The sequence below is a fragment of the Variovorax sp. LARHSF232 genome, from assembly GCF_052871435.1.
On sequence record NZ_JBIXJS010000003.1, the window covers coordinates 211,114 to 231,852 of the forward strand.

Genomic DNA, 20,739 nt, shown 5'->3' on the forward strand with positions numbered 1-20,739 from the left:
CCCACGCCGGCTGTAGGCGCTCTCCCGCAGACGCGCCGCGCAAAGGGCGCGAAGATGCACGCGTTCAACGAGAGCCCTTCAAGGAGAGACAGCATGGCCGCAGTTCCTGATCGCGTATTGCCTTCCGCCATCGAACTGGCACGGCGCACCCATCGCCGCTTTCCGGGCGAAAGCCCGGCCTACCGCGATGCCCGCCTGGCGCTGCTGGCCGAGGAGATCGAGCTGCGCCGCCACATCGAGCGGGTCGCCGAGCAGCGCCGGGCATTGCCGCCGGGCGGCGAGGTGCCGAAGAACTATGCGTTTCAGGGCGCCCAGGGCGCGGTGCTGATGTCCGAGCTGTTCGGCCAGCACGATTCGCTGGTCATCTACAACTGGATGTTCGGGCCGCAGCGCGAGCGGCCCTGCCCCATGTGCACCTCCATGCTGAGCGCGCTGGACGGCGAGATGCCCGACATCCTGCAGCGCACCGCCTTCGTGGTGGTGGCGCGCTCACCCATTGCGCGCATGACCTCCTGCGCCATCGAGCGCGGCTGGCGGCATCTGCGCCTGCTCTCGTCGGGCTGCAACGGCAACACCTACAACCAGGACTATGCCAACGAGGACCCGGACAGCGGCGAGGACAACGCGGCCTTCAACGTGTTCAAGCGCGAGGGATCGACCATCCGCCACTTCTGGGGCGACGAGATGGGCATGGAAACCGCCGACCCGGGCCAGGACCCGCGCGGCGCGCCCGACCCGATGCCGCTGTGGACCATCCTGGACATGACGCCGCAGGGCCGCGGCAGCCACTGGTATCCGGCGCTCAGTTATCCGCTGCCTTGAGGGCTGCCGCGCGGCGGCCGGCGAACAGGGTGAGCAGCGGGCCCGTCATGGCGGTGGTGACGAGCGCCATCAGCAACAGCATGGTGAAGAGCTGGGGGCCGATCAGGCCGGCGTCCAGTCCGATCTTCATCACGATCAGCTCCATCAGGCCGCGCGCGTTCATCAGCGAGCCGGTCGCCAGGCTGTCGCGCCAGCCGTAGCCGGCCAGGCGCGCACCCGCGGCGCCGCCGGCGATCTTGCCGATGGTGGCCACGCCGATGATCAACAGCAGCAAGCCCAGGCTGCCGGCGGCAAAGGCGTCCGCCGTGGTGCCCAGGCCGGCCAGCGCAAAGAACAGCGGCATCAGCACCACGACCGAGAGCGGCTCGATGCGCTGCGCCAGCGAATCGAGCAGGCGGTCGTCGCGCGGCAGGCAAGCGCCGAACAGGAAGGCGCCGAACACCGCGTGCAGCCCGATCCATTCGGTCAGCAGAGCGCAGCCCAGAAGGCCCAGCATCAGCGCCGCCATCACGGTGGTGGATGGCTCGCCGTCGGGCGCATGGCGCCGCAGCAGCCAGGCGAAGCCGGGCTTGAGGCCGAAGAACAGCAAGGCCAGCAGCGCCAGCGCGCCGCCGGCCGTCCTGGCCAGGCCCGCATGGCCCTCGCCCGCGCCGGCCCAGGCGACCACGAAGGCCAGCAGGATCCAGGCGAAGACGTCCACCACCGCGGCCGCGCCCAGCGCCAGCTGGCCATAGGGGGTGCGCGACAGGCCGCGGTCTTTCAGGATGCGCGCCATCACCGGAAAGGCGGTGATCGACAGGGCGGCCGCCATGAATCCGGCGAAGGGCCAGAAGCGCACGCCAGCCGGCGCCAGGCCGGGGTGCAGCAGCGGCGCGATCGCCACGCCCAGCGCCAGCGGCACCGCCACGCTGAACAGGCCGACGGCACCGGCCGAGCGGATCTGCGCGCCGATGCCCTGGTGCGAGCGCAGTTCCAGGCCGATCACGAACATGAACAGCACCAGCCCCAGCGTGGCCAGCGACTGCAGGCCGGCCAGCGAGGCGGGCGAGAAGAGCTGCGCATGCCAGCTCGGCAACAGCGCGCCCATGACCATCGGGCCGAGCATCAGGCCCGCCGCCATCTCGCCCACCACTGCCGGCTGGCCCAGGTGCCGCAGCAGCCAGCCGCAGGCGCGCGCGGTGGCGAGGATCAGGATCAGTTGCAGCAGGAGGGCGGTGACGGACATGCTCGCGGGCGTCGACGAAGATTGGTCAGTGTGCCGGTGGATGTTGCAGGCGCTGCCAGCCGATCACGGGCCAGTCGCTTCTCGACTGGTCAGCGTCACCACCATAGACCACGCTGCCGCCTTCCAGCGCATCAGGGAATGACACCGCAAAACTGCGAAGGCCGCGAAAGTAATCGGCGTTCACTGTCGCGCCGGCCTTGATCTCGACGGCGCGCAGCTTTCTTCCGGCGGGTATCAGCAGGTCCACTTCGTTGCCGGTCGCATCCCGGAAAAAGTACATCTCCCCCGACTCGCCTTGGTTGAATCGCGTCTTGAGGGCCTCCATGATCACCAGATTTTCGAACAGGCTGCCCAAGAGCGGGTCGCGCGCGACCTGGTCGGCGCTGCGCAAGCCCAGCAGCCAGCAGGCCAGGCCGACATCGTAGAAGTACAGCTTCGGACTCTTCACGAGGCGCTTGGACGTGTTGGTGAACCAGGGCGGCAGCACATGCACGATGTAGCTGGTCTGGAGCAGGTCCAGCCACGCCCGGGCCGTGGCATGCGACACGCCGGCGTCGTTGCCGAGACTCGTGAGGTTCACGAGTTGACCGACCCGTCCGGCGCACAGGCGGACAAAGCGTTCGAATCGCTGCAAGTCATGAACGGCCGCCAACTGCCGCAGGTCACGCTCCACATAGGTGGCGAAATAGTCCCCGAGAGCCCGCGATGGGTCGAGCCCCTGATCGTGGATGCGCGGATAGAAGCCCGTGAGCAAGGTCTGCGCCAGCGGCGCGACGGGGTGCAGTCGTGCCACCTCGGGAAGCGAGAACGGCAACAGGCGAAGCACAGCCGTGCGGCCGGCCAGCGACTGGCTCACCTGGGACATGAGTTCGAACTGCTGGCTTCCCGTCAGAACGAAACGCCCGGGGGCCGGGTCGGCGTCTACCATCGCCTGAAGGTAAGAGGGGATCTGCGGCGCGCGCTGGATCTCGTCGATGATCGCGCCACCCTCGAGGCCCTTCAAGAAACCACGTGGATCTTCTTCTGCGAAGCGCCGCGCGTCGGGATCCTCCAGCGTGACGTACGGCTTGTCGGGGAACAGGCTTCGACACAGCGTGGTCTTGCCACTCTGGCGGGGCCCGGTCAGGGTCATCACGGGGTACTGGCGGGCCAGTTGCGCGGCGAGCGGCGCAACATCGCGAGGAATCATGACATGCGATTCTACGCAATCGTGCAAATTGAAGATTTAATCTTGCATTTGCAGAACTTGGCCGGTCTTCACTGGACGTGCAAGATCAGCCCCACGCGGACACGCCTTGGCAAGTCGTCGAACCCTTCAGCGACAGCAAGAGTGAACGCGCGCAGGGTCTGCCTAAGGTACTTCAGCAGCCTGCCAGGTCCAGACTAGTTCTCTTCCCACTTGGGCCGCGCCGGCAGCACGAAATCGCTGTCGGGGCCGAGTGGGTCGTCCAGCGTCGCCGCTGCTTCGGCGCGCATGCGTTCGAGCCGGCCGTGGCGTTCCCGCTCCACCTTGGCCAGGGCAGTGCGCTCGTCATTCGCCCGCTGGCGTCGCCAGGCCAGGAACATGGCCACGCCGCCCAGCGCCAGGCAGGCCAGGAGATAGACGACGCCAAAAAGGGCGGTGGCGACCCAGCCCGCGGAGTGACCTCTGCCGTACAGGCCCCACAGGCAAAGCACGAGCGCCAGCAGCGAGATGGCCATCAGCAGGCCCAGCTTTCCCGGCCGGGCATGCCGGACTGCGGCCAGGGCGATGACGCCCAGGCCGGTCACGCTGCCGGCCAGATAGGCCAGGGCCCGCACCGGCGCCCAGTCGCCGCCGGCATGCATGGCAAGTTCACCGGCTTCGTAGGCGGTCAGCAGGCCGAAGATCAGCCAGACGTAGAGCCATCCCACATTTGTCTCCTGTTCTCAGCGCAGGTGGATGGCCAGGGACGGCAGCAGCGCGTCGAAGTCGGCGCGCCAGCGTTCGCCGGGCTGCAGCGGCCAGGCATCGGTCCAGGTGCCGGTGGTCACCACGTCGCCGGCTTGCAGCGGCGGCGCGCCGGGGTACTGCTGCAGCTCTTCGACGAAATACAAGAGCGCATGCAGCGGGCCGTCGAGCACGTTGGCGCCACGCCCTTCGTCCATCACCTGCTCGCCACGCAACAGGCGCACCTTGCAGGCGGCCAGCCGCTTGTCGAGTTCCTCGCCCGTGGCGGCCACGTTGCGCACGGGTGTCTCGCGGCCCACCAGCAGGCGGCCATGCAGGCCGCCGTCGGCAACCGTCTCCGGCGCGCTGAATTTCCAGTTGTCGCAATGCGATTGCACGATCTCGAAGCCGGGCGCAAGCCATTCGACGCAGTCGAACAGCGCTTCCAGCGTGGGCGCGCGCGGCGGCGTGGCGCGCATGCCGAACACCACTTCGGGCTCGAGCCGGGGCTGCGACAGCTGTTGCAGCGCCAGCGTGCCTTCGCCGTCGCAGCGGCTGAGGGTGCTGTTCCACACCGTGCCCCAGATCGGCGCGAACACGCCGTAGCGCTCCCAGATGGTCCGGTTGGTGAAGCCGACCTTGAAGCCGGCCGGCTTGTCGCCGCGCCGCTCGCGCAGGGCGCGCACCGCCAGCGCATCGCGGTACGCGACCTCCAGGTCGGGCCAGTTGTCGGGGCTGCGATCGGCGGCCGGCCACAGGGTGCCGGCGTCGCTGTGCTGCAGCAGAAGCTCGGGCGTGATCGTCATGCTGCCAGTCTAGGCTTCTGGTCGTGGCTTGACCAGCAGGCGCCGGCCTGCGCCCCAGCCGCACCAGGCCATGGCCGACGCCAGCACCACCAGCAGCAGGGCAGAGGATTCGAAGCTGCCGGTCCAGCCGCGCAGCAGGCCGGCCAGCAGCGGCCCGCCCGAGGCCAGCACATAGCCGCCGCCCTGTGCCATGGCCGACAGCTGGGCGGTTGCGGCCGAGTCGGGCGAGCGCATCACGATCAGGCTGAGGGCCAGCGCGAAGGCCCCGCCCTGGCCGCAGCCCAGCAGCACGGCCCAGAGCCAGCGGCCCGACAGTGGCGCAAAGATGAAGGCCAGCATCGACACCAGAATGATCGCCGCCAGGCCGACGGCGATGGCGCGCTGGTCGCGGCAGCGCGCGGCGATGGAGGGCGTCACCAGGCAGGTCGCCAGCTGCACGAGGATGGACAGCGCCACCACGTAGCCGGCCTCGGCGCCGTCCAGCCCGCGCTCGCGCAGCATGGGCGCGAGCCAGCCCAGCACGATGTAGGCCAGGGCTGACTGCAGGCCCATGAAGCCGGTCACCTGCCAGGCCAGCGAGTCGTGCCACAGGCTGCCGCTGCGTGCCTGCGCATGGGCCGGCAGGGGCTTGGCCGCCAAGGCCTGCGGCGCCCACAGGAGCAGCACCAGCGCCGCGGGCAAGGCCCAGGCCGCCAAGGTCAGCGCCCAGGAGCCATGGAATACATGGCGTTCCAGCGGCACGGTGAAGGCGGTGGATCCCGATGCACCCGCGCACACGGCCAGGGTGTAGAAGCCGGTCATCATCGCCGCGTGCGTGGGGAAGTCGCGCTTCACCAGGCCCGGCAGCAGCACGTTGCCCACCGCGATGCCGGCCCCGGCCAGCGCGGTCGATGCGAACAGCAGCGGCAGGTTGCCCGTGCCGCGCAGCAATGTGCCGATGCAGATCAGCAGCAGCGCGCCGAACAGGGTGCGCTCGGGACCGAAGCGGCGCGACAGCGCCGGCGCCGGCACCGCGAAGATACCCAGGCAGAGCAGGGGCAGCGTGGTGAGCAGGCTGGCGGCGGTGGGGCCCATGCCGGTGTCGCGCATCACCTCGGGCAGCACCACCGAGATGCTGCCGAACACCGGGCGCAGGTTGAAGGCGATGAGGATCAGGCTCGCGCCCAGCAGCACCTGGCGTGCCAGGGTGGGGGAGGAGGGAAGGTGCGCCGTGGCGGCTGATGTGGGCAGGGGAGAAGACATGGGCGGCGCCGACTCTAGACCGATCGCACGGCGCCTGCCGTGCGGCACTGGAATGCCCCCGTGGCGCTGACTACACTCGCGCCGATGTGCGCCACCACCACTGCTGCTCCCGCTCGCGAGCCTGCTGAGGAAAAGTCGGGCCTGCCGATCATTTCTTTTGCCGAAGCGGCCGCATTCGGCCGCTGGCTGGCGCGCCAGCCGGCCGATGCCAAGGGCCTGTGGCTCAAGCTGGCCAAGAAGGGCAACGAAGCCAGCAGCCTGACGCGCGCGCAGGCGGTGGAAGAAGCGCTGTGCCACGGCTGGATCGACGGCCAGATCAACGGCTACGACGAGGCATGGTGGCTGGTGCGCTTCACGCCGCGCAAGGCGCGCAGCCAGTGGTCGCAGATCAACCGCACGACGGTGGCGCGCCTGGTCAAGCAAAAGCGAATGCAGCCCGCCGGCCTCGCGCAGGTGAACGCCGCCAAGAAGGATGGCCGCTGGGACGCGGCCTACGCGCCGCAGAGCATGGCCACCGTGCCGCCCGACCTGCAGGCGGCGCTCGATGCCAACGCCAAGGCGAAGAAGTTCTTCGAGGCGCTCAAGGGCGCGAATCGCTACGCCGTCCTGTACCGTGTGCAGTCGCTCAAGCGGCCGGAATCGCGCGCCAAGCGCATCGAGGAATACGTGGCCATGCTGGCGCGCGGCGAGACCATCCATCCGCTGCTGGGCAAGCCCGCCGCGTCTTCTTCCGATTCAAAGAAGCCCTGAGATCTGCCGAGCCGCGGCCAGCAGCGGCGGCAGCATGTTGTCCTGCATCACCTTGGCGCTGGTGCGGTTGGCCTGGCCGCTGATGTTGAGCGCGGCCACCATGCGGCCCGCCCGGTCGACGATGGGCGCGGCGATGGAGATGAGGCCTTCTTCCAGCTCCTGGTTCACCACGCACCAGCCCTGGCGCCGCGCCTGCTGCACCTTGGAAAAAATCGCATCGGCGTCGGTCAGCGTGTGCTTGGTGAAGGGCTCCAGGGTGGATGCAGCCAGGCGCGCGCGCACCTCCTCGTCGGGCAGGTCGGCCAGGAGGAGCCGGCCCATCGAGGTGCACCAGGCCGGCAGGCGCGAGCCCACGCCGAGGGTGATGCGCATGATCTTGTGGGTGGGCACGCGCAGCACGTAGACGATGTCGGTGGCGTCCAGCACGGCGGCCGAGCACGACTCCTGCACTTCGCGCACCAGCGCTTCCATGATGGGCTCGGCGCGGTTCCAGATCGGCATCGACGAGAGGTAAGCAAAGCCCAGGTCGAGGATGCGCGGCGTCAGCGCAAAGAGCTTGCCGTCGCTCGCCACATAGCCCAGGGTCTGCAGGGTGAGCAGGATGCGGCGCGCGCCGGCGCGGGTGAGGCCGGTGGCGGCCGCCACTTCCGACAGCGTCTGGCGCGGCGCCTGGGTGCTGAAGGAGCGGATCACTTCCAGCCCGCGCGCAAAGGACTGCACGTAGGCATCGCCAGGGCGCGGTGTATCGGTGTGTGTCGCTTGGCTTGTCATGGCGGGCATTCGTCCTTAAAATTCATTATACGAACAAGTGTTCGACATGCGAACAAATCGGCCAGCCCGAATCGTTCGGTACTTTCCCTCAAAGCCAGGAGACAGATCCACATGATCGACAAGATCGCGGGCTCGATCGCCGATGCCATGGCCGGTATTCGCGACGGCTCCACCGTTCTCATCGGCGGCTTCGGCACGGCCGGCATTCCCAACGAACTGATCGACGGCCTGATCGCCCAGGGTGCGAAGGACCTGACGGTGGTCAACAACAACGCCGGCAACGGCGACGCCGGCCTGGCCGCGTTGCTCAAGGCCGGCCGGGTGCGCAAGATCATCTGCAGCTTTCCGCGCCAGGCCGACAGCCACGTGTTCGACGAGCTCTACCGCAGCGGCAAGCTCGAGCTGGAGCTGGTGCCCCAAGGCAACCTGGCCGAACGCATCCGCGCCGCGGGCGCCGGCATCGGCGCCTTCTTCTGCCCGACCGGCTTTGGCACGCAGCTCTCGGGCGACCGCGAGGTGCGCGAGATCAACGGCAAGAAGTACGTGCTCGAATTTCCCATCCATGGCGACGTGGCGCTCATCAAGGCCGAGCGCGGCGACCGCTGGGGCAACCTGGTCTATCGCAAGGCGGCGCGCAACTTCGGGCCGGTGATGGCCATGGCGTCGAAGAAGACCATCGCCACGGTGCACGACATCGCCGAACTGGGCACGCTGGACCCGGAGTCCATCGTCACGCCGGGCATCTTCGTGCACCACGTCGTCAAGATCGATCGCGTCGCCACGCAAGCGGGCGGCTTCAAGAAGGCTGCATGATCATGAGCAACTACCAACGCCGCACCAAGGACGAACTCGCCAAGCGCGTCGCGCAAGACATCTTCGACGGCGCCGTCGTCAACCTGGGCATCGGCCAGCCGACCCTGGTGGCCAACCACCTGCCGGCCGGGCGCGAAGTGATCCTGCACAGCGAGAACGGCATCCTGGGCATGGGCCCGGCGCCCACCGCCGGCGAAGAGGACTACGACCTCATCAACGCCGGCAAGCAGCCCGTCACCCTGCTGCCCGGCGGCGCCTACTTCCACCATGCCGACAGCTTCGCGATGATGCGCGGCGGCCATCTCGACATCTGCGTGCTGGGTGCCTTCCAGGTCTCCGCCACCGGCGACCTGGCCAACTGGCACACCGGCGAGAAAGACGCCATCCCTGCCGTCGGCGGCGCGATGGACCTGGCGATCGGCGCCAAGCAGACTTGGGTCATGATGGACCTGCTCACCAAGAAGGGCGAAAGCAAGCTGGTCGAGCAATGCACCTATCCGCTCACCGGCATCGCCTGCGTGAAGCGCGTGTACTCGGATCTCGCCACGCTGGAATGCACGCCCAAGGGCCTGAAGCTGATCGACATCGTCGACGGCCTCACGCACGCCGAACTCGAGAAGCTGGTCGGCCTGCCGATCGCATCCGCCTGAACCTCACGCCACATCTGAACTAGGGGACATCTCATGATCAACGAAGCCTTCATCTGCGACGCCATCCGCACGCCCTTCGGCCGCTACGGCGGATCGCTCTCCAGCGTGCGCACCGACGACCTGGGCGCGGTGCCGCTCAAGGCGCTCATGGCGCGCAACCCAAAGGTCGACTGGCAGGCCGTGACCGACGTGCTGTACGGCTGCGCCAACCAGGCCGGTGAAGACAATCGCAACGTGGCACGCATGTCGGCCCTCCTGGCCGGCCTGCCGATGGACGTGCCGGGCGGCACCATCAATCGCCTGTGCGGCTCGGGCCTCGATGCGCTCGGTACGGCCGCGCGCGCCATCAAGTCGGGCGAAGCCGGCCTCATGATCGCGGGCGGTGTCGAGAGCATGAGCCGCGCGCCCTTCGTCATGCCCAAGGCCGAAAGCGCCTTCGGCCGCAACAACGCGGTGTACGACACCACCATCGGCTGGCGCTTCGTCAACAAGCTGATGAAGGCGCAGTACGGCGTCGACTCGATGCCCGAGACGGCCGAGAACGTGGCCACCGATTACAAGATCGAGCGCGAGGCGCAAGACCGCATGGCGCTGGCTTCGCAGCAGCGCGCGGTGGCCGCGCAGAAGAGCGGCTTCTTCGACGCCGAGATCGTGCCGGTGAGCGTGCCGCAGAAGAAGGGCGACCCGGTCATTGTCAACAAGGACGAGCATCCGCGCGAGACCAGCCTCGAAGCGCTCGCCAAGCTCAAGGGCGTGGTGCGCCCCGATGGCACGGTGACGGCCGGCAATGCCAGCGGCGTGAACGACGGCGCCGTGGCACTCCTGCTGGCCAGCGAAGCGGCTGCCGCCAAGAACGGCCTGACGCCGCGCGCCCGCGTGGTTGGCATGGCCACCGCCGGCGTGCCGCCGCGCGTGATGGGCATCGGCCCCGCGCCGGCCACGCAGAAGGTGCTGGCGCTGACGGGCCTGAAGCTCGAGCAGATCGACGTGATCGAGCTCAACGAGGCTTTCGCGGCCCAAGGCCTGGCGGTGCTGCGCATGCTGGGCCTTGGCGACGACGATGCCCGCGTCAACATCAACGGCGGCGCCATCGCGCTGGGCCATCCGCTGGGCGCCAGCGGTGCGCGCCTGGCCACCACCGCCGTCAACCAACTGCACAAGAGCGGCGGCCGCTATGCGCTGTGCACCATGTGCATCGGCGTGGGGCAGGGCATCGCCGTGATTCTCGAGCGCGTCTGAGCTGCATTTCGATCTTTTTCAATCCCTGGAGCATCCCTCTTGAAGCACGCATCCTTCCTGTCCCGCCGCAGCCTCGCGGCCGCGTCGCTGGCGCTGGCCGCGGCCGGCCTCCTGCCCGCCGTCGCCGGCGCGCAATCGGCTGCAGCCACGCAGTTCCCCACCAAGCCGGTGCGCATCATCACGCCCTTCCCGGTGGGTGGCGGACCCGACGGCGTGGCGCGCCTCGTGGCCGACAAGCTCTCGCGTGCCTGGGGCCAGCCGGTGGTGGTCGAGAACCGTCCGGGCGGCAACGGCTTCATTGCCATCGACGCCTGGAAGCGCGGCGCCAAAGACGGACACGACCTGCTCGTGCTCGACAACGTGCACCTCGCGGCCTATCCGGCGCTGTTCAAGAAGCTGCCCTACGACCCGGTCAAGGACTTCGACGCGCTGCTGCCGCTGTTTCGCACCTACTTCTTCTTCACGGTGCCGACCACCAGCAAGTACAAGAGCGTGGGCGACCTGATCGCCGACGCCAAGGCCAATCCCGGCAAGCTGAACTACGGCTCCTGGTCGGTGGGCAATCCGGTGCATCTGGGTTCGGAGCTGTTCGAGTCAGCCACCGGCACGCAGATGGAGCATGTGATCTACAAGGAAACCACGCAGCTCTACACCTCGGTCGCGACCGGCGAACTCGCCTTCGCGCTCGGCAGCAGCGCCACCGCCGGTCCGCTGCAGCGCGCCGGCAAGCTGCGCTTCCTGGCCGTGGCGGCGCCCAAGCGCGCCGCCGCCTTCCCCGATGTGCCGACGGTCGGCGAATCGGGCGGCCCGCAGGGCTTCGAGGTCATCGGCTGGAACGCGGTCGCGGTGCCGCCGGGCCTGCCTGCCGCGGTGACCGACAAGATCAAGCGCGACATCGAAAAGGGCCTGGCCGAGCCCGACGTGCTGGAGAAGTTCAAGAGCTTCGGCTACGAGCCCTTCCCGACCACGCGCGATCAGTTCAAGCAGTTCGTGCAGAGCGAAAGCAAGCGCTTCGGCGATGTGATCCAGAAGGCGAACGTGTCGCTCGACTGAGGCGCGCCCCGTTCCAGAAAAGAAGCGCCGCAAGGCGCTTTTTTTGCTTCCAGGATTCGTGTGATGAATCCTTTGGTTGACTTGTGAAGGTCAGTTAACAAATGTAACCTGATGTACTCAATTCCTTGCGTCAGGAGTATTTGTGGATCTGAACAAACGGCGTTGGCTCGAAGGCCTCGCCGCCACCGCCGCGGGCCTGTACTTGCCGAGTTCATGGGCGCAGGCCGACAACGCCGCCCGCGCCCGCACTTCATCTTCTGCTTCTCCTCGCGCCGCCGCCGCGCAGGAATGGCCCAATCGCCCGATCCGGCTCTTGGTCGGCTTTCCGGCCGGCGCCTCGCCCGACCTGGCGGCACGCGCCATTTCCGAGCCGTTGTCGCAGCTGCTGCGGCAATCGGTGGTGGTGGAAAACAAGCCAGGCGCCAGCGGCAACGTGGCGGCCGACTTGGTGGCCAAGTCCACCGACGAGCACACCTTCGGCGCGCTGATCAACGGCAACCTCACCATTGCCAAGCTGCTCAACGGCAAGACGCCTTTCGATCCGGAAAAGGACTTCGACCCCGTCGGCCTGATCGGCACCGCACCGCTGGTGCTGACCTTGTCGGGCAATGCCGAGGGCAAGACGCCGGTAGACCTGGTGCACTGGGCGCGCAGCCAGGGCGCATCGGCCAGCTACGGCTCGCCCGGCAACGGCACGGTGGGACACCTGGGCATGGAACTGCTCAAGAGCCGCACCGGCATCACCGCGCAGCATCAGCCCTTCAGCGGCAACCCGGCGGTGATCAAGGCCATGCTGGAAGGCAAGGTGCAGATGTCGCTGCTGCCGCCAGGCTTGGTGATGCCGCAGGTGCAGGCCGGCAAGCTGCGCGCCGTGGGCGTGACCTCGCCCGAGCCCAGCCCGCTGGTGAGCGGCATGAACACCTTGCGCGATGCTTCCGTGCGCGGCGCCGACCTGGAAATCTGGACCGCGTTGGCCGGCCCGGCCAGCCTGCCCGAATCCATCGTGGAGAAGTTCAATGCCGCGCTGGTCACCGTGATCCGCCGGCCCGAAGTGAGCAAGCGCCTGCTCGAAGTGGGCTGGCAGGCCCAGCCCGGCACGGCCGACGCGCTGGCCTCGCGCATGCGCCGCGACACGGCCATGCTGGGCGGCGTGATCATGATGCGCGGGATCCGGGCGGATACCTGACGGGATTCAGGCCGGCGCCGCGGACGCGGCCTGCCACACCAGGGTAGCAGCAGCCAGGTCTTCCAGCGCGTTGCCGACGGCCTTGAAGACGGTGTGCTCGCTCGCGTGGATGCGACCGCGCCGCTCGCCGCGGCACAACTGCGCCAGCGTGGCCTGCACGTCGCCTTCGCGCAGGGTGCCGGCAGCGATGGCGTCCAGCAGGTCGCCGGCCTTCTTCAGCGCCTCGTCGGTGTCGACGAAGGTGCGCGCGCCGTTCGCAAAGCAGGCCGGGTCGGCTTCGCGCATCTGTGGCGAGAAGCTGCCCACCAGGTCCAGGTGCGAGCCGGACGCCAGCCATGACCCCTGCACCAGCGCTGCGGTGGCCAGCGTGGCGCAGCTCACGATGTCGGCGCTGCGCACCGCGGCCTCGAGATCCGCTGTGGCCAGCGCGTCCAGGCCCTGCGCGCGCCATTCTTGCGCCAGCCCCTTCGCGCTCTCGGCCCGGTGGTTCCACACCGTCACCTGCTCGATGCCGGGCCGCACGCTCTTCAGTGCGGCCGGCAGCAGGCGCGCCACCCGGCCGGTGCCCAGCACCAGCAGGCGCCGCGCATCCTCGCGGGCCAGGAAGGAGGCGCCGAGGGCGGAGGCCGCGGCGGTGCGGCGCGCCGTGATCTCGTCGCCGTCCATCAGCGCCAGCGGCACGCCGGTGTGGGCGTCGTACAGCAGGTAGCTGGCGTGCAGGCCCGGCAGCCCGCGCGCCCCGTTGCCGGCAAAGATGTTCACCGTCTTGATGCCCAGGAAGCCCGCCTCGCTCCAGGCCGGCATGATCAGCACCGTGCCCTGGTCGGTGCCGGCGCGCAGTTGGTGCACGTGGCGCGGCGGCACCGTGATGTCGGTGGCCGCAAAGGCGGCGTGCAAGGCCGGCACCAGGCGCTCGAAAGCGAGGGGCGCGCGCGTGGCGGCGGCATCGAAGATCTGCATGATGGTGATCGGGGAAGGTGTTCTTGCTGCGTGCGGCTGCCGGCAGGAATTGTGGCGCGCCGCCATCGGCAGGAATTGTGGCGCGCCGCCACAATGGCGGCTTCGTCCAGCCAGCGCCCGGTCTTCTTTCTTGACGCTCCCTCTCATCACCAGTCCGCACTTCTACATGGTCGCGGTGCCTGCCGTCCTGTTGCTGGGCATCAGCAAGAGCGGCTTCGGCGCCGGCTTCGGTTCGCTGGCGGTGCCCCTGATGGCGCTGGCCGTGTCGGTGCCCGATGCTGCCGCCATCCTGATGCCGCTTTTGCTGGTGATGGATCTGCTGGGGCTGGCCGCCTTCCGGCGCGACGTGGACCTGCGCCTGCTGAAGTTCCTCGTTCCCTTCGGCCTGTTGGGCACGCTGGCCGGCACCTTGCTGTTCAAGGTGCTGTCGGGGCCGACGGTGGCCGGCATCGTCGGTGTGTTCACGCTCGTCTTCCTGGCGCAGCGACTGGCCTTTCCGCCCAAGCCGGACGACCCGATGCCGCGGCGCGAGCTGGGCGCGCTGCTCACCGTGACCTCGGGTTTCACCAGCTTCATCTCGCATGCCGGCGGACCGCCGCTCAATGCCTACCTGATCCCGCTGCGCCTGACACCGCTGGCCTTCACCGCCACCGTGGCCTACTTCTTCTTCGTGGTGAATCTCAGCAAATGGATTCCCTATGCCTGGCTGGGCCTGCTCGACTGGCGCAACATGGCCACCTCGCTGGTGCTGATGCCGCTGGCGCCGCTGGGCGTCTGGCTGGGCGTGCGCATCGCCCGGCGCATCGATGCCAAGACCTTCTACCGCTTCATCTACCTGGGCATGCTCCTGACCGGCCTGAAGCTGGTGTGGGACGGCTTCATCGCGGCCTGATCTTCATTTCATCCCCGACCCACAACGTCCACGCCATGACCCACAACGCAACACCGCAGCAGCACCTCGTCATCCTCACCGGCGCCTCGCGCGGCATGGGCCGTGCCATGGCCGAGCAATTGCTGGCGCGGCCGGGACATGCGCTGATCTGCATCTCGCGCAACAGCTCGGCCGAACTGGCGGCGTCGCCCGCCGGCGCAGGCAGCACGCTATCGCAATGGGAGCACGACCTGGGCGATGCGTCGAGCGCGGCCGCGCGCCTGTCGGGCTGGCTGCAGGCGGTGGACCCGGGCCGCTACGCCAGCGCCACCCTGATCAACAACGCCGGCGTGATCGCGCGGCCGGCGCCGCTGTCGGACGCCGACGCGGCCGACCTGGCGCGCGCCCTGCGCGTCGGCCTGGAGGCGCCGATGCTGCTGGCCAGCGCTTTTCTGAAAGCCACCCAGGGCTGGCAGCCGACGCGGCGCAAGGTGCTCAATATCTCCTCGGGCCTGGGCCGAAACGCCATGGCCAGCCAGGCGCCGTACTGCGCGGCCAAGGCCGGCATGGACCATTTTTCCCGTGCGCTGGCATTGGAAGAGGCGCCGTTGGCCCATGGCGCACGCGTGGTCTCGCTGGCCCCGGGCGTGATCGACACCGACATGCAGATCGAACTGCGCGGCGGCGATCCGGCCAAGTTTCCAGACCGCGAGCGCTTCACCCGCATGCAGTCCGAAGGGATGCTGGCAACACCGGCCGCCGCGGCTGCGCGGGTGCTGGCCTATCTGGACCGGGCCGATTTCGGCAGCCAGCCAGTGGCCGACGTGCGCGACGCCTAGGCCACACGGACTTCAGGCGACTTCGCGCCTGAGCAGATCCGACGCCGGCACATAGGGCCGCAGGTAGGCGGCGGTTTCCTCCACCGGGCAGGCCAGCCAATCCTCGAGCCAGGCGTCGTGCAACAGGGCCGCATGGCGCTGCCCGTTTTCGGCGCTCACCGTGAAGATGGCAAAGCTCTCGACGCATTGGCCTTGCGGCGAGCGCCAGGCGTTCCACAAGCCGGCAATGGCCAGCACCTTGCCGTCGGCGCGTGAGAGCCGCTGCGTGCTTGCGCCCTCGCCTTGCTCGAACAGCACATCGGCCAGCACCACGCAACGATGGCCGCGCTTCCATGGCTGAAGGTAGTTGCGCTCGCCGGCGGCGCTTTCTGCCGGTGCTTCGAACAGCGGGTCTTCACCGTCTTTGGAGAACAGCGGAATCAGGCCCCAGCGGCCGGTGACCGCCTCGAAGTCGCAGGGGGATTGGAGGTTGCCCAGCTGATCGGCGCGCGGACGGCGCACGAAGACGCCCGGTTGGCCGGGCCGCACTTCCAACTGTGGCCCCGGCTGGAAGGCAATACCAAAGCGCGCTGCATAGGGGTCTGGCTCCCTTGCGCTCTGGTAGTGATGAATCATGGAAGCCACTATACGGCGCGCTCCTACGCGCTGTATGTCGGGCTGGCGGCTTGGAACCGGTTGCAGTAGCGCTAAAGATACAGTTTCTGCAAGAGGCGGATCAGCGTCTCGCGGTCGCGGGCGCTCAGCCGGGCGCTGGCCTCCAGCTCCAGTTCCACCACCGCCTGCTCGGCCTCCCGCGTCAGCTTCTCGCCGGCCGGCGTCAGGTACAGGCCGACGGCGCGGCCGTCGCGCGGGTGCGGGCGGCGTTCGATCAGGCCGCGGCTGTCCAGCGCGGCGATCAGGTTCACCAGGTTGGGCGGCAGGATGTCCAGGGTGGCGCACAGCTGGCGCGAGGTGGCGCCGGGGTTGTGCGCCAAGAGCGAGAGCACCGAGAAATCCACCTGCTTGAGGCCATAGGGCGCCATGCGTTCGGAGAACACGGCGCTGATCTGCGACCAGGCACGCCGGGCGTTGTAGCCCACCAGGGTTTCCAGGAAGCCGTTGTCCAGCCGCTCGCCGGCACGCCCGGTGGCGGGGCCGGCCCGGTCGCTCTTTGCAATCGGCTTGAATTCGCGCGTCATGGCCGTCAGCCTAACGCCTTAACGCGCTGCCGCACTGTCGCAAGCACGCTTGACCATGCCCAGGCGCATCTCGAACTCCGGCAACACGAAGCGCCGGAAGGCCTGCGCCGGCGCCGCCCAGCGCGCATCGCCCGCCGGTGCGGCGCGCTCGATGCGGGCCCAGGCCCAACCGAGCACGGTCAGCATGGCCACCCGCAGGTAGTCGTCGGCCACCTCGTAAGGCAGTTGCGGATCGGCCTTGGCCGCCAGCGCGATCGAGGTGCCCAGGTAGCGCAGCTGCGCCATGCGGCGCTGCGCCTCGGCCTCGTGCTCGCGGGCAGCATCCAGCTCGTCGCGCAGTTCCAGCAGGCAGGCGGCAAAGGCGGCGCCGGCATCGGGCAGCACCTTGCGCACCAGCAGGTCGATCGCCTGGATCTCGCTATCGCCCTCGCTGCCGCCCTGGAAGGCCTGCGGCGTGCGGACGGCTTTCAGCACCGGGGTCATGAAGCTGCACCAGCGCTCGGCTTTCTTGCGCTGCGCTGCGTCCTGTGCATGCCGGGCGACGTCGAGCTGCTGCGCCGTGCGGTAGATCAGCAGGTGTGCGCCGTCGATCCAGGCGCGTCGGGTGTCCCGGATGCGATGCATCGCGAAGCGCCGGCCGGTCTCGTCGTCATCACGATTCAGCGGCGCGATTGCTTCGGCGAACTTGCCGGCTTCCTCGAGCCCCTGCGTCATCAGCGCATCGCCGACTTCCGAAAAGGCCGGCAGTGCGCGCAGTGCGCTTGGGAGCTGCAGCACCTCCTGCTGCAGGAAGCGGAGGTCTTCGGGACGCGCGTAGTCCATGTCAGGCCGCTGCCGTTGTCGAGCGCGCGGCGCCCAGGTAGGTGTCGATCACGCGGGCGTCGCCGGCCAGCGCCTTGGCCGGGCCTTGCAGGCTGACGCCGCCCATCTCCAGCACGTAGCCGTGGTCGGCCACTTCCAGCGCGGCGCGCGCGTTCTGCTCGACCAGCAGGATGGTGACGCCGGTGGCGCGCAGCGCGCTCACCGTGCGGAAGATCTCCTGCACCACCAGCGGTGCCAGGCCCAGGCTGGGCTCGTCCAGCATCAGAAGCTTGGGCCGCGACATCAGTGCGCGGCCCACCGCCAGCATCTGGCGCTCGCCGCCCGACAGCGTGCCGGCCAATTGCGTGCGGCGCTCCTTCAGGCGCGGGAACAGCGCATACACCGTCTCCAGTTCGTCGCGCCAGCGCGCATTGCGCAGGCGAACCTGGCGGAAGGCGCCGAGCACCAGGTTGTCTTCCACCGGCATCGTGCCGAACAGCTCGCGCTTCTCGGGCACCAGGGCGATGCCCAGCATCACCCGTTCTTCCAGCGTCAGCGCGCCGATCGGCTGGCCTTGGAATTCGATGGCGCCGCGCGATGGCAGCACGCCCATCAATGCGTTGAGCAGGGTGGACTTGCCGGCGCCGTTGGGGCCGATCACGGTGATCACGCTGCCTTCGGGCGCGTCCAGCGCGATGCCGTGCAGCACCTCGGCGCGGCCGTAGCCGGCATGCAGGTCCTGGACGCGAAGTAGGAGGCTTGTCATCAGTGTTCCGTTCCCAGGTACGCGGCCCGTACCTTGTCGCTCTGCTGAACTTCGGTCGGCGTGCCTTCCATCAGGTGCGTGCCGAACTCCATCACCACGATGTGCTCGCACACGTCCATCACCAGGCTCATGTCGTGTTCCACCAGGAGGATGCTCATGCCTTCGACGCGCAGGCTGCGCAGCACGTCGGCCAGGGCCTGCTTTTCCTTGTGGCGAAGGCCGGCGGCGGGTTCGTCCAGCAGCAACAGGGCCGGGTCGGCGCACAGCGCCCGCGCGATTTCCAGCAGGCGCTGCTGGCCCATCGCCAGGTTGCCGGCCTGCTCGTGCAGCAGCTCGCCCATGCCGACGCGCTGCAGCTGGCGTTCGGCTTCGCGGAACAGCTGCCTTTCCTCGTTGCGGTCCATGCGCGCCATGGCCGCCAGCGGGCCACGCTGGCCACGCAGGTGCGCGCCCAGCGCGACGTTTTCCAGCACCGTCATCTCGGGCACCAGCTTCACGTGCTGAAAGGTGCGCGACATGCCCTCGCGCGCGATGCGGCGCGACGGCAGGCCGTCGACCCGCTTGCCGCGAAAGCACACCTCGCCGCCCGACAGGCGCAGCACGCCGGTGATCAGGTTGAAGGTGGTGGACTTGCCGGCGCCATTGGGGCCGATCAGGCCGACGATCTGGCCGGCCCGGGTCTGGAAGCTGATGTCGTTCACCGCCACCAGGCCGCCGAAGGTCTTGCGCACGGCCTTCACGTCGAGCACCAGCTCGCCGGCGGCCGGCTTGGGCCGCGCCGGCAGTGGCGCGGCATCTTGCCAGTCGACCACCCGTGGCGCACGCGGCAGGCGCCGGTCGATGAAAGCCCACAGGCCGTCCGGCAGGTACTTGAGCACCAGCACGATCAGGATGCCGAACACGATCACCTCGTAGCTGCCGGCGGTGCCGATCAGCTTGGGCAGGAGCACCTGCAGCTGGTCTTCCAGCAGCTTGACGATTCCCGAGCCGGCGATGGCGCCCCACACGTGCGCTGCGCCGCCGAGCACGACCATGAACAGGTACTCGATGCCCATCTTGATGCCGAAGGGCGAGGGGTTCACCGTGCGCTGGAAATGCGCGAACAGCCAGCCCGAGACCGAGGCCAGCATGGCCGCCAGCACGAAGATGCCAACCTTGTGGCGCAGGGTGTCGATGCCCATCGCCTCGGCCATCTGCGAGCCGCGCGCCAGGGCGCGGATGGCACGCCCGCTGCGCGAATCGAGCAGCCGCAGGAGCGCGAAGGAGGCGGCCAGCACGAAGGCCCAGACCAGGGCGTAGAACACCCGGCGCTGCCCGACCTCCAGGCCGAAGATCGACAAGCCCTTCACGCCCAGGATGCCGTCGTACTTGCCCAGCGCGTCGAGGTTGCCCATCAGGTAGTACAGCGACAGCGCCCAGGCAATGGTGGCCAGCGGCAGGTAGTGGCCCGACATGCGCAGGGTGATGGCGCCGATCACGGCCGCGCTGACGCCGGTGAGCGCCAGGCCGATGAAGAGCGTGATCCAGGGCGAGAGCCCGGTGTTCACCGTGAGGTAGGCGGTGGTGTAGGCGCCGATGCCCACGAAGGCCGCCTGCCCGAAGGAGGTGAGCCCGGCCACGCCGGTGAGCAGCACCAGGCCCAGCACCGGCAGCGCGTACAGGCCGATGTAGTTGAGCTGGATGATCCAGAAGTCGGGCAGCGGCAGCAAAGGCAATGCGATCAGCACCGCGATGAGGGCCAGCGGGCCCCACTGGCGCAAGGCGCTTCCCTTGGCCGCCTGCACGGTGGCAGCGGTTGAAACGATAGCGCTCACTTCAATGTTCCTCATCTGAGTGGCCCGATGCCAGCGAGCGCCACAGCAGCACCGGCAGGATGATGGTGAAGACGATCACTTCCTTGAAGGCGCTGGCCCAGAAGGAGCCGAAGGCCTCGATCACACCCACCGACAGCGCACCGATCAGCGCGCCCGGGTAGCTGGCCAGGCCGCCGATCACGCCGGCCACGAAGCCCTTGAGGCCGATCAGGAAGCCTGAGTCATAGAAGACGGTGGTGGTCGGCCCGATGAGCAGGCCCGAGAGCGCGCCGAGGAATGCCGCCAGCGCAAAGCTCAGGCGGCCGGCGCCCTGGGTCGAGATGCCCATCAGCCGCGCGCCCAGCCGGTTCACCGCGGTGGCGCGCAGTGCCTTGCCGTACAGGCTGCGCTCGAAGAAGAGCCACAGCACCACGATGAGCGCAGCCGACACGCCGAAGATCACCAGGGCCTGGCCGCTGACGTTGAGCGGCCCCAGCGGCATGCGCATGTCCCAGAAGGAGGGATTGCGAAAGCCCTCGGCGCCGAAGAAAAGGAGGCCCAGGCCGGTCATCGCGAAATGCACGCCGACCGAGACGATCAAGAGCACCAGCGTGCTGGCGCCGGCCAGCGACTGGTAGGCCACGCGGTACACCAGCGGCCCGAAGGCGGTGACGATGCACACCGTGAGCAGCGCCTGCACCAGCAGTGGAAAGCCGCGCGGCGCGGCCCATGCCGAGATGCCGGCCACGACGGCGGCCGGCACGAAGGTGCGCAGCGCCGCCACGAAAGCCGGCGCGGCGCGGCCGCGGTGCCGCCACTCGCTGGCCAGTTCCATCAGGGCGGCGGCCGCTGCCAGGATCAGCAGCAGCCACACCGTGCCCGGCACCTGCCCGGTCTGGAAGATGGCGAGCGTGAGCGCGCCGTAGGCCACGAACTCCCCCTGCGGGATGAAGATGACACGGGTCACCGTGAAGACCAGCACGATGCACATGCCCAGCAGGGCATAGATCGCGCCGTTGGTGAGGCCGTCCAGCAACAGGATGCTGGCGATGGAGAAGTCCATTT

The 20,739-nt window shown here is 68.7% G+C and carries 22 protein-coding genes; 9 read left to right on the forward strand and 13 right to left on the reverse strand.

The features are described 5' to 3' along the window. Nucleotides 1–93 precede the first annotated feature (93 nt). Nucleotides 94–822, forward strand: a complete 729-nt coding sequence (locus tag ACIPRI_RS09830) for a DUF899 family protein (protein ID WP_446621249.1) — start codon at nucleotides 94–96, stop codon at nucleotides 820–822. On the opposite strand, the gene ACIPRI_RS09835 is transcribed toward ACIPRI_RS09830, so the two are convergent. From ACIPRI_RS09835 to ACIPRI_RS09855, 5 genes are all read right to left on the reverse strand, one after another. Then, entirely contained in the window at nucleotides 803–2,047 is a 1,245-nt protein-coding gene (locus ACIPRI_RS09835) for a cation:proton antiporter (RefSeq protein WP_446621250.1), read from the reverse strand. The genes ACIPRI_RS09830 and ACIPRI_RS09835 overlap by 20 nt on opposite strands. Before the next feature lie 25 nt (nucleotides 2,048–2,072). Then, complete coding sequence (locus tag ACIPRI_RS09840; protein ID WP_446621251.1) at nucleotides 2,073–3,236, reverse strand: ATP-binding protein; 1,164 nt, start codon at nucleotides 3,234–3,236, stop codon at nucleotides 2,073–2,075. Between the two features lie 194 nt (nucleotides 3,237–3,430). Next, on the reverse strand, nucleotides 3,431–3,940 hold the full coding sequence (locus ACIPRI_RS09845) for a hypothetical protein (protein ID WP_446621252.1): 510 nt from the start codon (nucleotides 3,938–3,940) through the stop codon (nucleotides 3,431–3,433). 15 nt (nucleotides 3,941–3,955) lie between these two features. Next, the gene (locus tag ACIPRI_RS09850; RefSeq protein ID WP_446621253.1) at nucleotides 3,956–4,762 is read right to left on the reverse strand and encodes a 2-keto-4-pentenoate hydratase; all 807 of its coding nucleotides are present in this window, start codon (nucleotides 4,760–4,762) and stop codon (nucleotides 3,956–3,958) included. Between the two features lie 9 nt (nucleotides 4,763–4,771). Next, complete coding sequence (locus ACIPRI_RS09855) at nucleotides 4,772–6,004, reverse strand: CynX/NimT family MFS transporter (RefSeq protein ID WP_446621254.1); 1,233 nt, start codon at nucleotides 6,002–6,004, stop codon at nucleotides 4,772–4,774. A gap of 60 nt (nucleotides 6,005–6,064) precedes the next feature. Between ACIPRI_RS09855 and ACIPRI_RS09860 the strand changes: the two genes are divergently transcribed. Beyond that, nucleotides 6,065–6,754: a YdeI/OmpD-associated family protein gene (locus tag ACIPRI_RS09860; protein ID WP_446621255.1), complete on the forward strand. Its 690-nt coding sequence runs from the start codon at nucleotides 6,065–6,067 to the stop codon at nucleotides 6,752–6,754. Here ACIPRI_RS09860 and ACIPRI_RS09865 read toward each other — a convergent pair. Next, nucleotides 6,740–7,525, reverse strand: a complete 786-nt coding sequence (locus ACIPRI_RS09865; RefSeq protein WP_446621256.1) for an IclR family transcriptional regulator — start codon at nucleotides 7,523–7,525, stop codon at nucleotides 6,740–6,742. The two genes, ACIPRI_RS09860 and ACIPRI_RS09865, sit on opposite strands and share 15 nt — an antisense overlap. Before the next feature lie 111 nt (nucleotides 7,526–7,636). Here ACIPRI_RS09865 and ACIPRI_RS09870 point away from each other — a divergent pair, with 111 nt between their 5' ends. The 5 genes from ACIPRI_RS09870 (at nucleotide 7,637) to ACIPRI_RS09890 (ending at nucleotide 12,466) form a co-directional block, all read left to right on the forward strand. Then, nucleotides 7,637–8,338: a 3-oxoacid CoA-transferase subunit A gene (locus tag ACIPRI_RS09870; RefSeq protein ID WP_446621257.1), complete on the forward strand. Its 702-nt coding sequence runs from the start codon at nucleotides 7,637–7,639 to the stop codon at nucleotides 8,336–8,338. After that, a complete protein-coding gene (locus ACIPRI_RS09875; protein WP_446621258.1) occupies nucleotides 8,335–8,988 on the forward strand; it encodes a 3-oxoacid CoA-transferase subunit B in 654 nt (217 codons plus the stop codon). Before ACIPRI_RS09870 ends, ACIPRI_RS09875 begins: the two co-directional genes overlap by 4 nt. Nucleotides 8,989–9,021: 33 nt before the next feature. Next, complete coding sequence (gene pcaF / locus ACIPRI_RS09880) at nucleotides 9,022–10,227, forward strand: 3-oxoadipyl-CoA thiolase (protein ID WP_446621259.1); 1,206 nt, start codon at nucleotides 9,022–9,024, stop codon at nucleotides 10,225–10,227. A 39-nt stretch (nucleotides 10,228–10,266) separates the two neighbouring features. Continuing rightward, nucleotides 10,267–11,280, forward strand: a complete 1,014-nt coding sequence (locus ACIPRI_RS09885; RefSeq protein WP_446621260.1) for a Bug family tripartite tricarboxylate transporter substrate binding protein — start codon at nucleotides 10,267–10,269, stop codon at nucleotides 11,278–11,280. A 142-nt stretch (nucleotides 11,281–11,422) separates the two neighbouring features. After that, nucleotides 11,423–12,466 (forward strand): Bug family tripartite tricarboxylate transporter substrate binding protein, encoded by a 1,044-nt coding sequence (locus tag ACIPRI_RS09890; RefSeq protein WP_446621261.1) that lies wholly within the window; start codon nucleotides 11,423–11,425, stop codon nucleotides 12,464–12,466. Between the two features lie 6 nt (nucleotides 12,467–12,472). Here ACIPRI_RS09890 and ACIPRI_RS09895 read toward each other — a convergent pair whose 3' ends face one another. Beyond that, on the reverse strand, nucleotides 12,473–13,426 hold the full coding sequence (locus tag ACIPRI_RS09895; RefSeq protein ID WP_446621262.1) for an ornithine cyclodeaminase family protein: 954 nt from the start codon (nucleotides 13,424–13,426) through the stop codon (nucleotides 12,473–12,475). 130 nt (nucleotides 13,427–13,556) lie between these two features. Between ACIPRI_RS09895 and ACIPRI_RS09900 the strand changes: the two genes are divergently transcribed. Continuing rightward, entirely contained in the window at nucleotides 13,557–14,318 is a 762-nt protein-coding gene (locus ACIPRI_RS09900) for a sulfite exporter TauE/SafE family protein (RefSeq protein ID WP_446621263.1), read from the forward strand. 35 nt (nucleotides 14,319–14,353) lie between these two features. After that, nucleotides 14,354–15,136, forward strand: a complete 783-nt coding sequence (locus tag ACIPRI_RS09905) for an SDR family NAD(P)-dependent oxidoreductase (RefSeq protein ID WP_446621264.1) — start codon at nucleotides 14,354–14,356, stop codon at nucleotides 15,134–15,136. 12 nt (nucleotides 15,137–15,148) lie between these two features. Here ACIPRI_RS09905 and ACIPRI_RS09910 read toward each other — a convergent pair whose 3' ends face one another. The 6 genes from ACIPRI_RS09910 to ACIPRI_RS09935 all read right to left on the reverse strand — a co-directional run bounded on the left by ACIPRI_RS09910 (nucleotide 15,149) and on the right by ACIPRI_RS09935 (nucleotide 20,737). After that, the gene (locus tag ACIPRI_RS09910) at nucleotides 15,149–15,751 is read right to left on the reverse strand and encodes an SOS response-associated peptidase family protein (protein ID WP_446621693.1); all 603 of its coding nucleotides are present in this window, start codon (nucleotides 15,749–15,751) and stop codon (nucleotides 15,149–15,151) included. Between the two features lie 71 nt (nucleotides 15,752–15,822). After that, complete coding sequence (locus tag ACIPRI_RS09915; protein ID WP_446621265.1) at nucleotides 15,823–16,314, reverse strand: MarR family winged helix-turn-helix transcriptional regulator; 492 nt, start codon at nucleotides 16,312–16,314, stop codon at nucleotides 15,823–15,825. Nucleotides 16,315–16,332: 18 nt separating this feature from the next. Next, on the reverse strand, nucleotides 16,333–17,136 hold the full coding sequence (locus ACIPRI_RS09920; RefSeq protein ID WP_446621266.1) for a hypothetical protein: 804 nt from the start codon (nucleotides 17,134–17,136) through the stop codon (nucleotides 16,333–16,335). A gap of 1 nt (nucleotide 17,137) precedes the next feature. Further along, the gene (locus ACIPRI_RS09925) at nucleotides 17,138–17,881 is read right to left on the reverse strand and encodes an ABC transporter ATP-binding protein (RefSeq protein ID WP_446621267.1); all 744 of its coding nucleotides are present in this window, start codon (nucleotides 17,879–17,881) and stop codon (nucleotides 17,138–17,140) included. Continuing rightward, a complete protein-coding gene (locus ACIPRI_RS09930) occupies nucleotides 17,881–19,710 on the reverse strand; it encodes a branched-chain amino acid ABC transporter ATP-binding protein/permease (protein WP_446621268.1) in 1,830 nt (609 codons plus the stop codon). Before ACIPRI_RS09930 ends, ACIPRI_RS09925 begins: the two co-directional genes overlap by 1 nt. After that, a complete protein-coding gene (locus ACIPRI_RS09935; RefSeq protein ID WP_446621269.1) occupies nucleotides 19,697–20,737 on the reverse strand; it encodes a branched-chain amino acid ABC transporter permease in 1,041 nt (346 codons plus the stop codon). Before ACIPRI_RS09935 ends, ACIPRI_RS09930 begins: the two co-directional genes overlap by 14 nt. Between the last annotated feature and the right edge of the window lie 2 nt (nucleotides 20,738–20,739).

Excerpts from the sequence above, each read along its gene's own strand:
- ACIPRI_RS09830 (WP_446621249.1), top strand. The coding sequence starts at position 94 with ATGGCCGCAGTTCCTGATCGCGTATTGCCTTCCGCCATCGAACTGGCA.
- ACIPRI_RS09835 (WP_446621250.1), bottom strand. The coding sequence starts at position 2,047 with ATGTCCGTCACCGCCCTCCTGCTGCAACTGATCCTGATCCTCGCCACC.
- ACIPRI_RS09840 (WP_446621251.1), bottom strand. The coding sequence starts at position 3,236 with ATGATTCCTCGCGATGTTGCGCCGCTCGCCGCGCAACTGGCCCGCCAG.
- ACIPRI_RS09850 (WP_446621253.1), bottom strand. The coding sequence starts at position 4,762 with ATGACGATCACGCCCGAGCTTCTGCTGCAGCACAGCGACGCCGGCACC.
- ACIPRI_RS09855 (WP_446621254.1), bottom strand. The coding sequence starts at position 6,004 with ATGTCTTCTCCCCTGCCCACATCAGCCGCCACGGCGCACCTTCCCTCC.
- ACIPRI_RS09865 (WP_446621256.1), bottom strand. The coding sequence starts at position 7,525 with ATGACAAGCCAAGCGACACACACCGATACACCGCGCCCTGGCGATGCC.
- ACIPRI_RS09870 (WP_446621257.1), top strand. The coding sequence starts at position 7,637 with ATGATCGACAAGATCGCGGGCTCGATCGCCGATGCCATGGCCGGTATT.
- ACIPRI_RS09875 (WP_446621258.1), top strand. The coding sequence starts at position 8,335 with ATGATCATGAGCAACTACCAACGCCGCACCAAGGACGAACTCGCCAAG.
- pcaF (WP_446621259.1), top strand. The coding sequence starts at position 9,022 with ATGATCAACGAAGCCTTCATCTGCGACGCCATCCGCACGCCCTTCGGC.
- ACIPRI_RS09895 (WP_446621262.1), bottom strand. The coding sequence starts at position 13,426 with ATGCAGATCTTCGATGCCGCCGCCACGCGCGCGCCCCTCGCTTTCGAG.
- ACIPRI_RS09905 (WP_446621264.1), top strand. The coding sequence starts at position 14,354 with ATGACCCACAACGCAACACCGCAGCAGCACCTCGTCATCCTCACCGGC.
- ACIPRI_RS09910 (WP_446621693.1), bottom strand. The coding sequence starts at position 15,751 with ATGATTCATCACTACCAGAGCGCAAGGGAGCCAGACCCCTATGCAGCG.
- ACIPRI_RS09915 (WP_446621265.1), bottom strand. The coding sequence starts at position 16,314 with ATGACGCGCGAATTCAAGCCGATTGCAAAGAGCGACCGGGCCGGCCCC.
- ACIPRI_RS09920 (WP_446621266.1), bottom strand. The coding sequence starts at position 17,136 with ATGGACTACGCGCGTCCCGAAGACCTCCGCTTCCTGCAGCAGGAGGTG.
- ACIPRI_RS09925 (WP_446621267.1), bottom strand. The coding sequence starts at position 17,881 with ATGACAAGCCTCCTACTTCGCGTCCAGGACCTGCATGCCGGCTACGGC.
- ACIPRI_RS09930 (WP_446621268.1), bottom strand. The coding sequence starts at position 19,710 with ATGAGGAACATTGAAGTGAGCGCTATCGTTTCAACCGCTGCCACCGTG.
- ACIPRI_RS09935 (WP_446621269.1), bottom strand. The coding sequence starts at position 20,737 with ATGGACTTCTCCATCGCCAGCATCCTGTTGCTGGACGGCCTCACCAAC.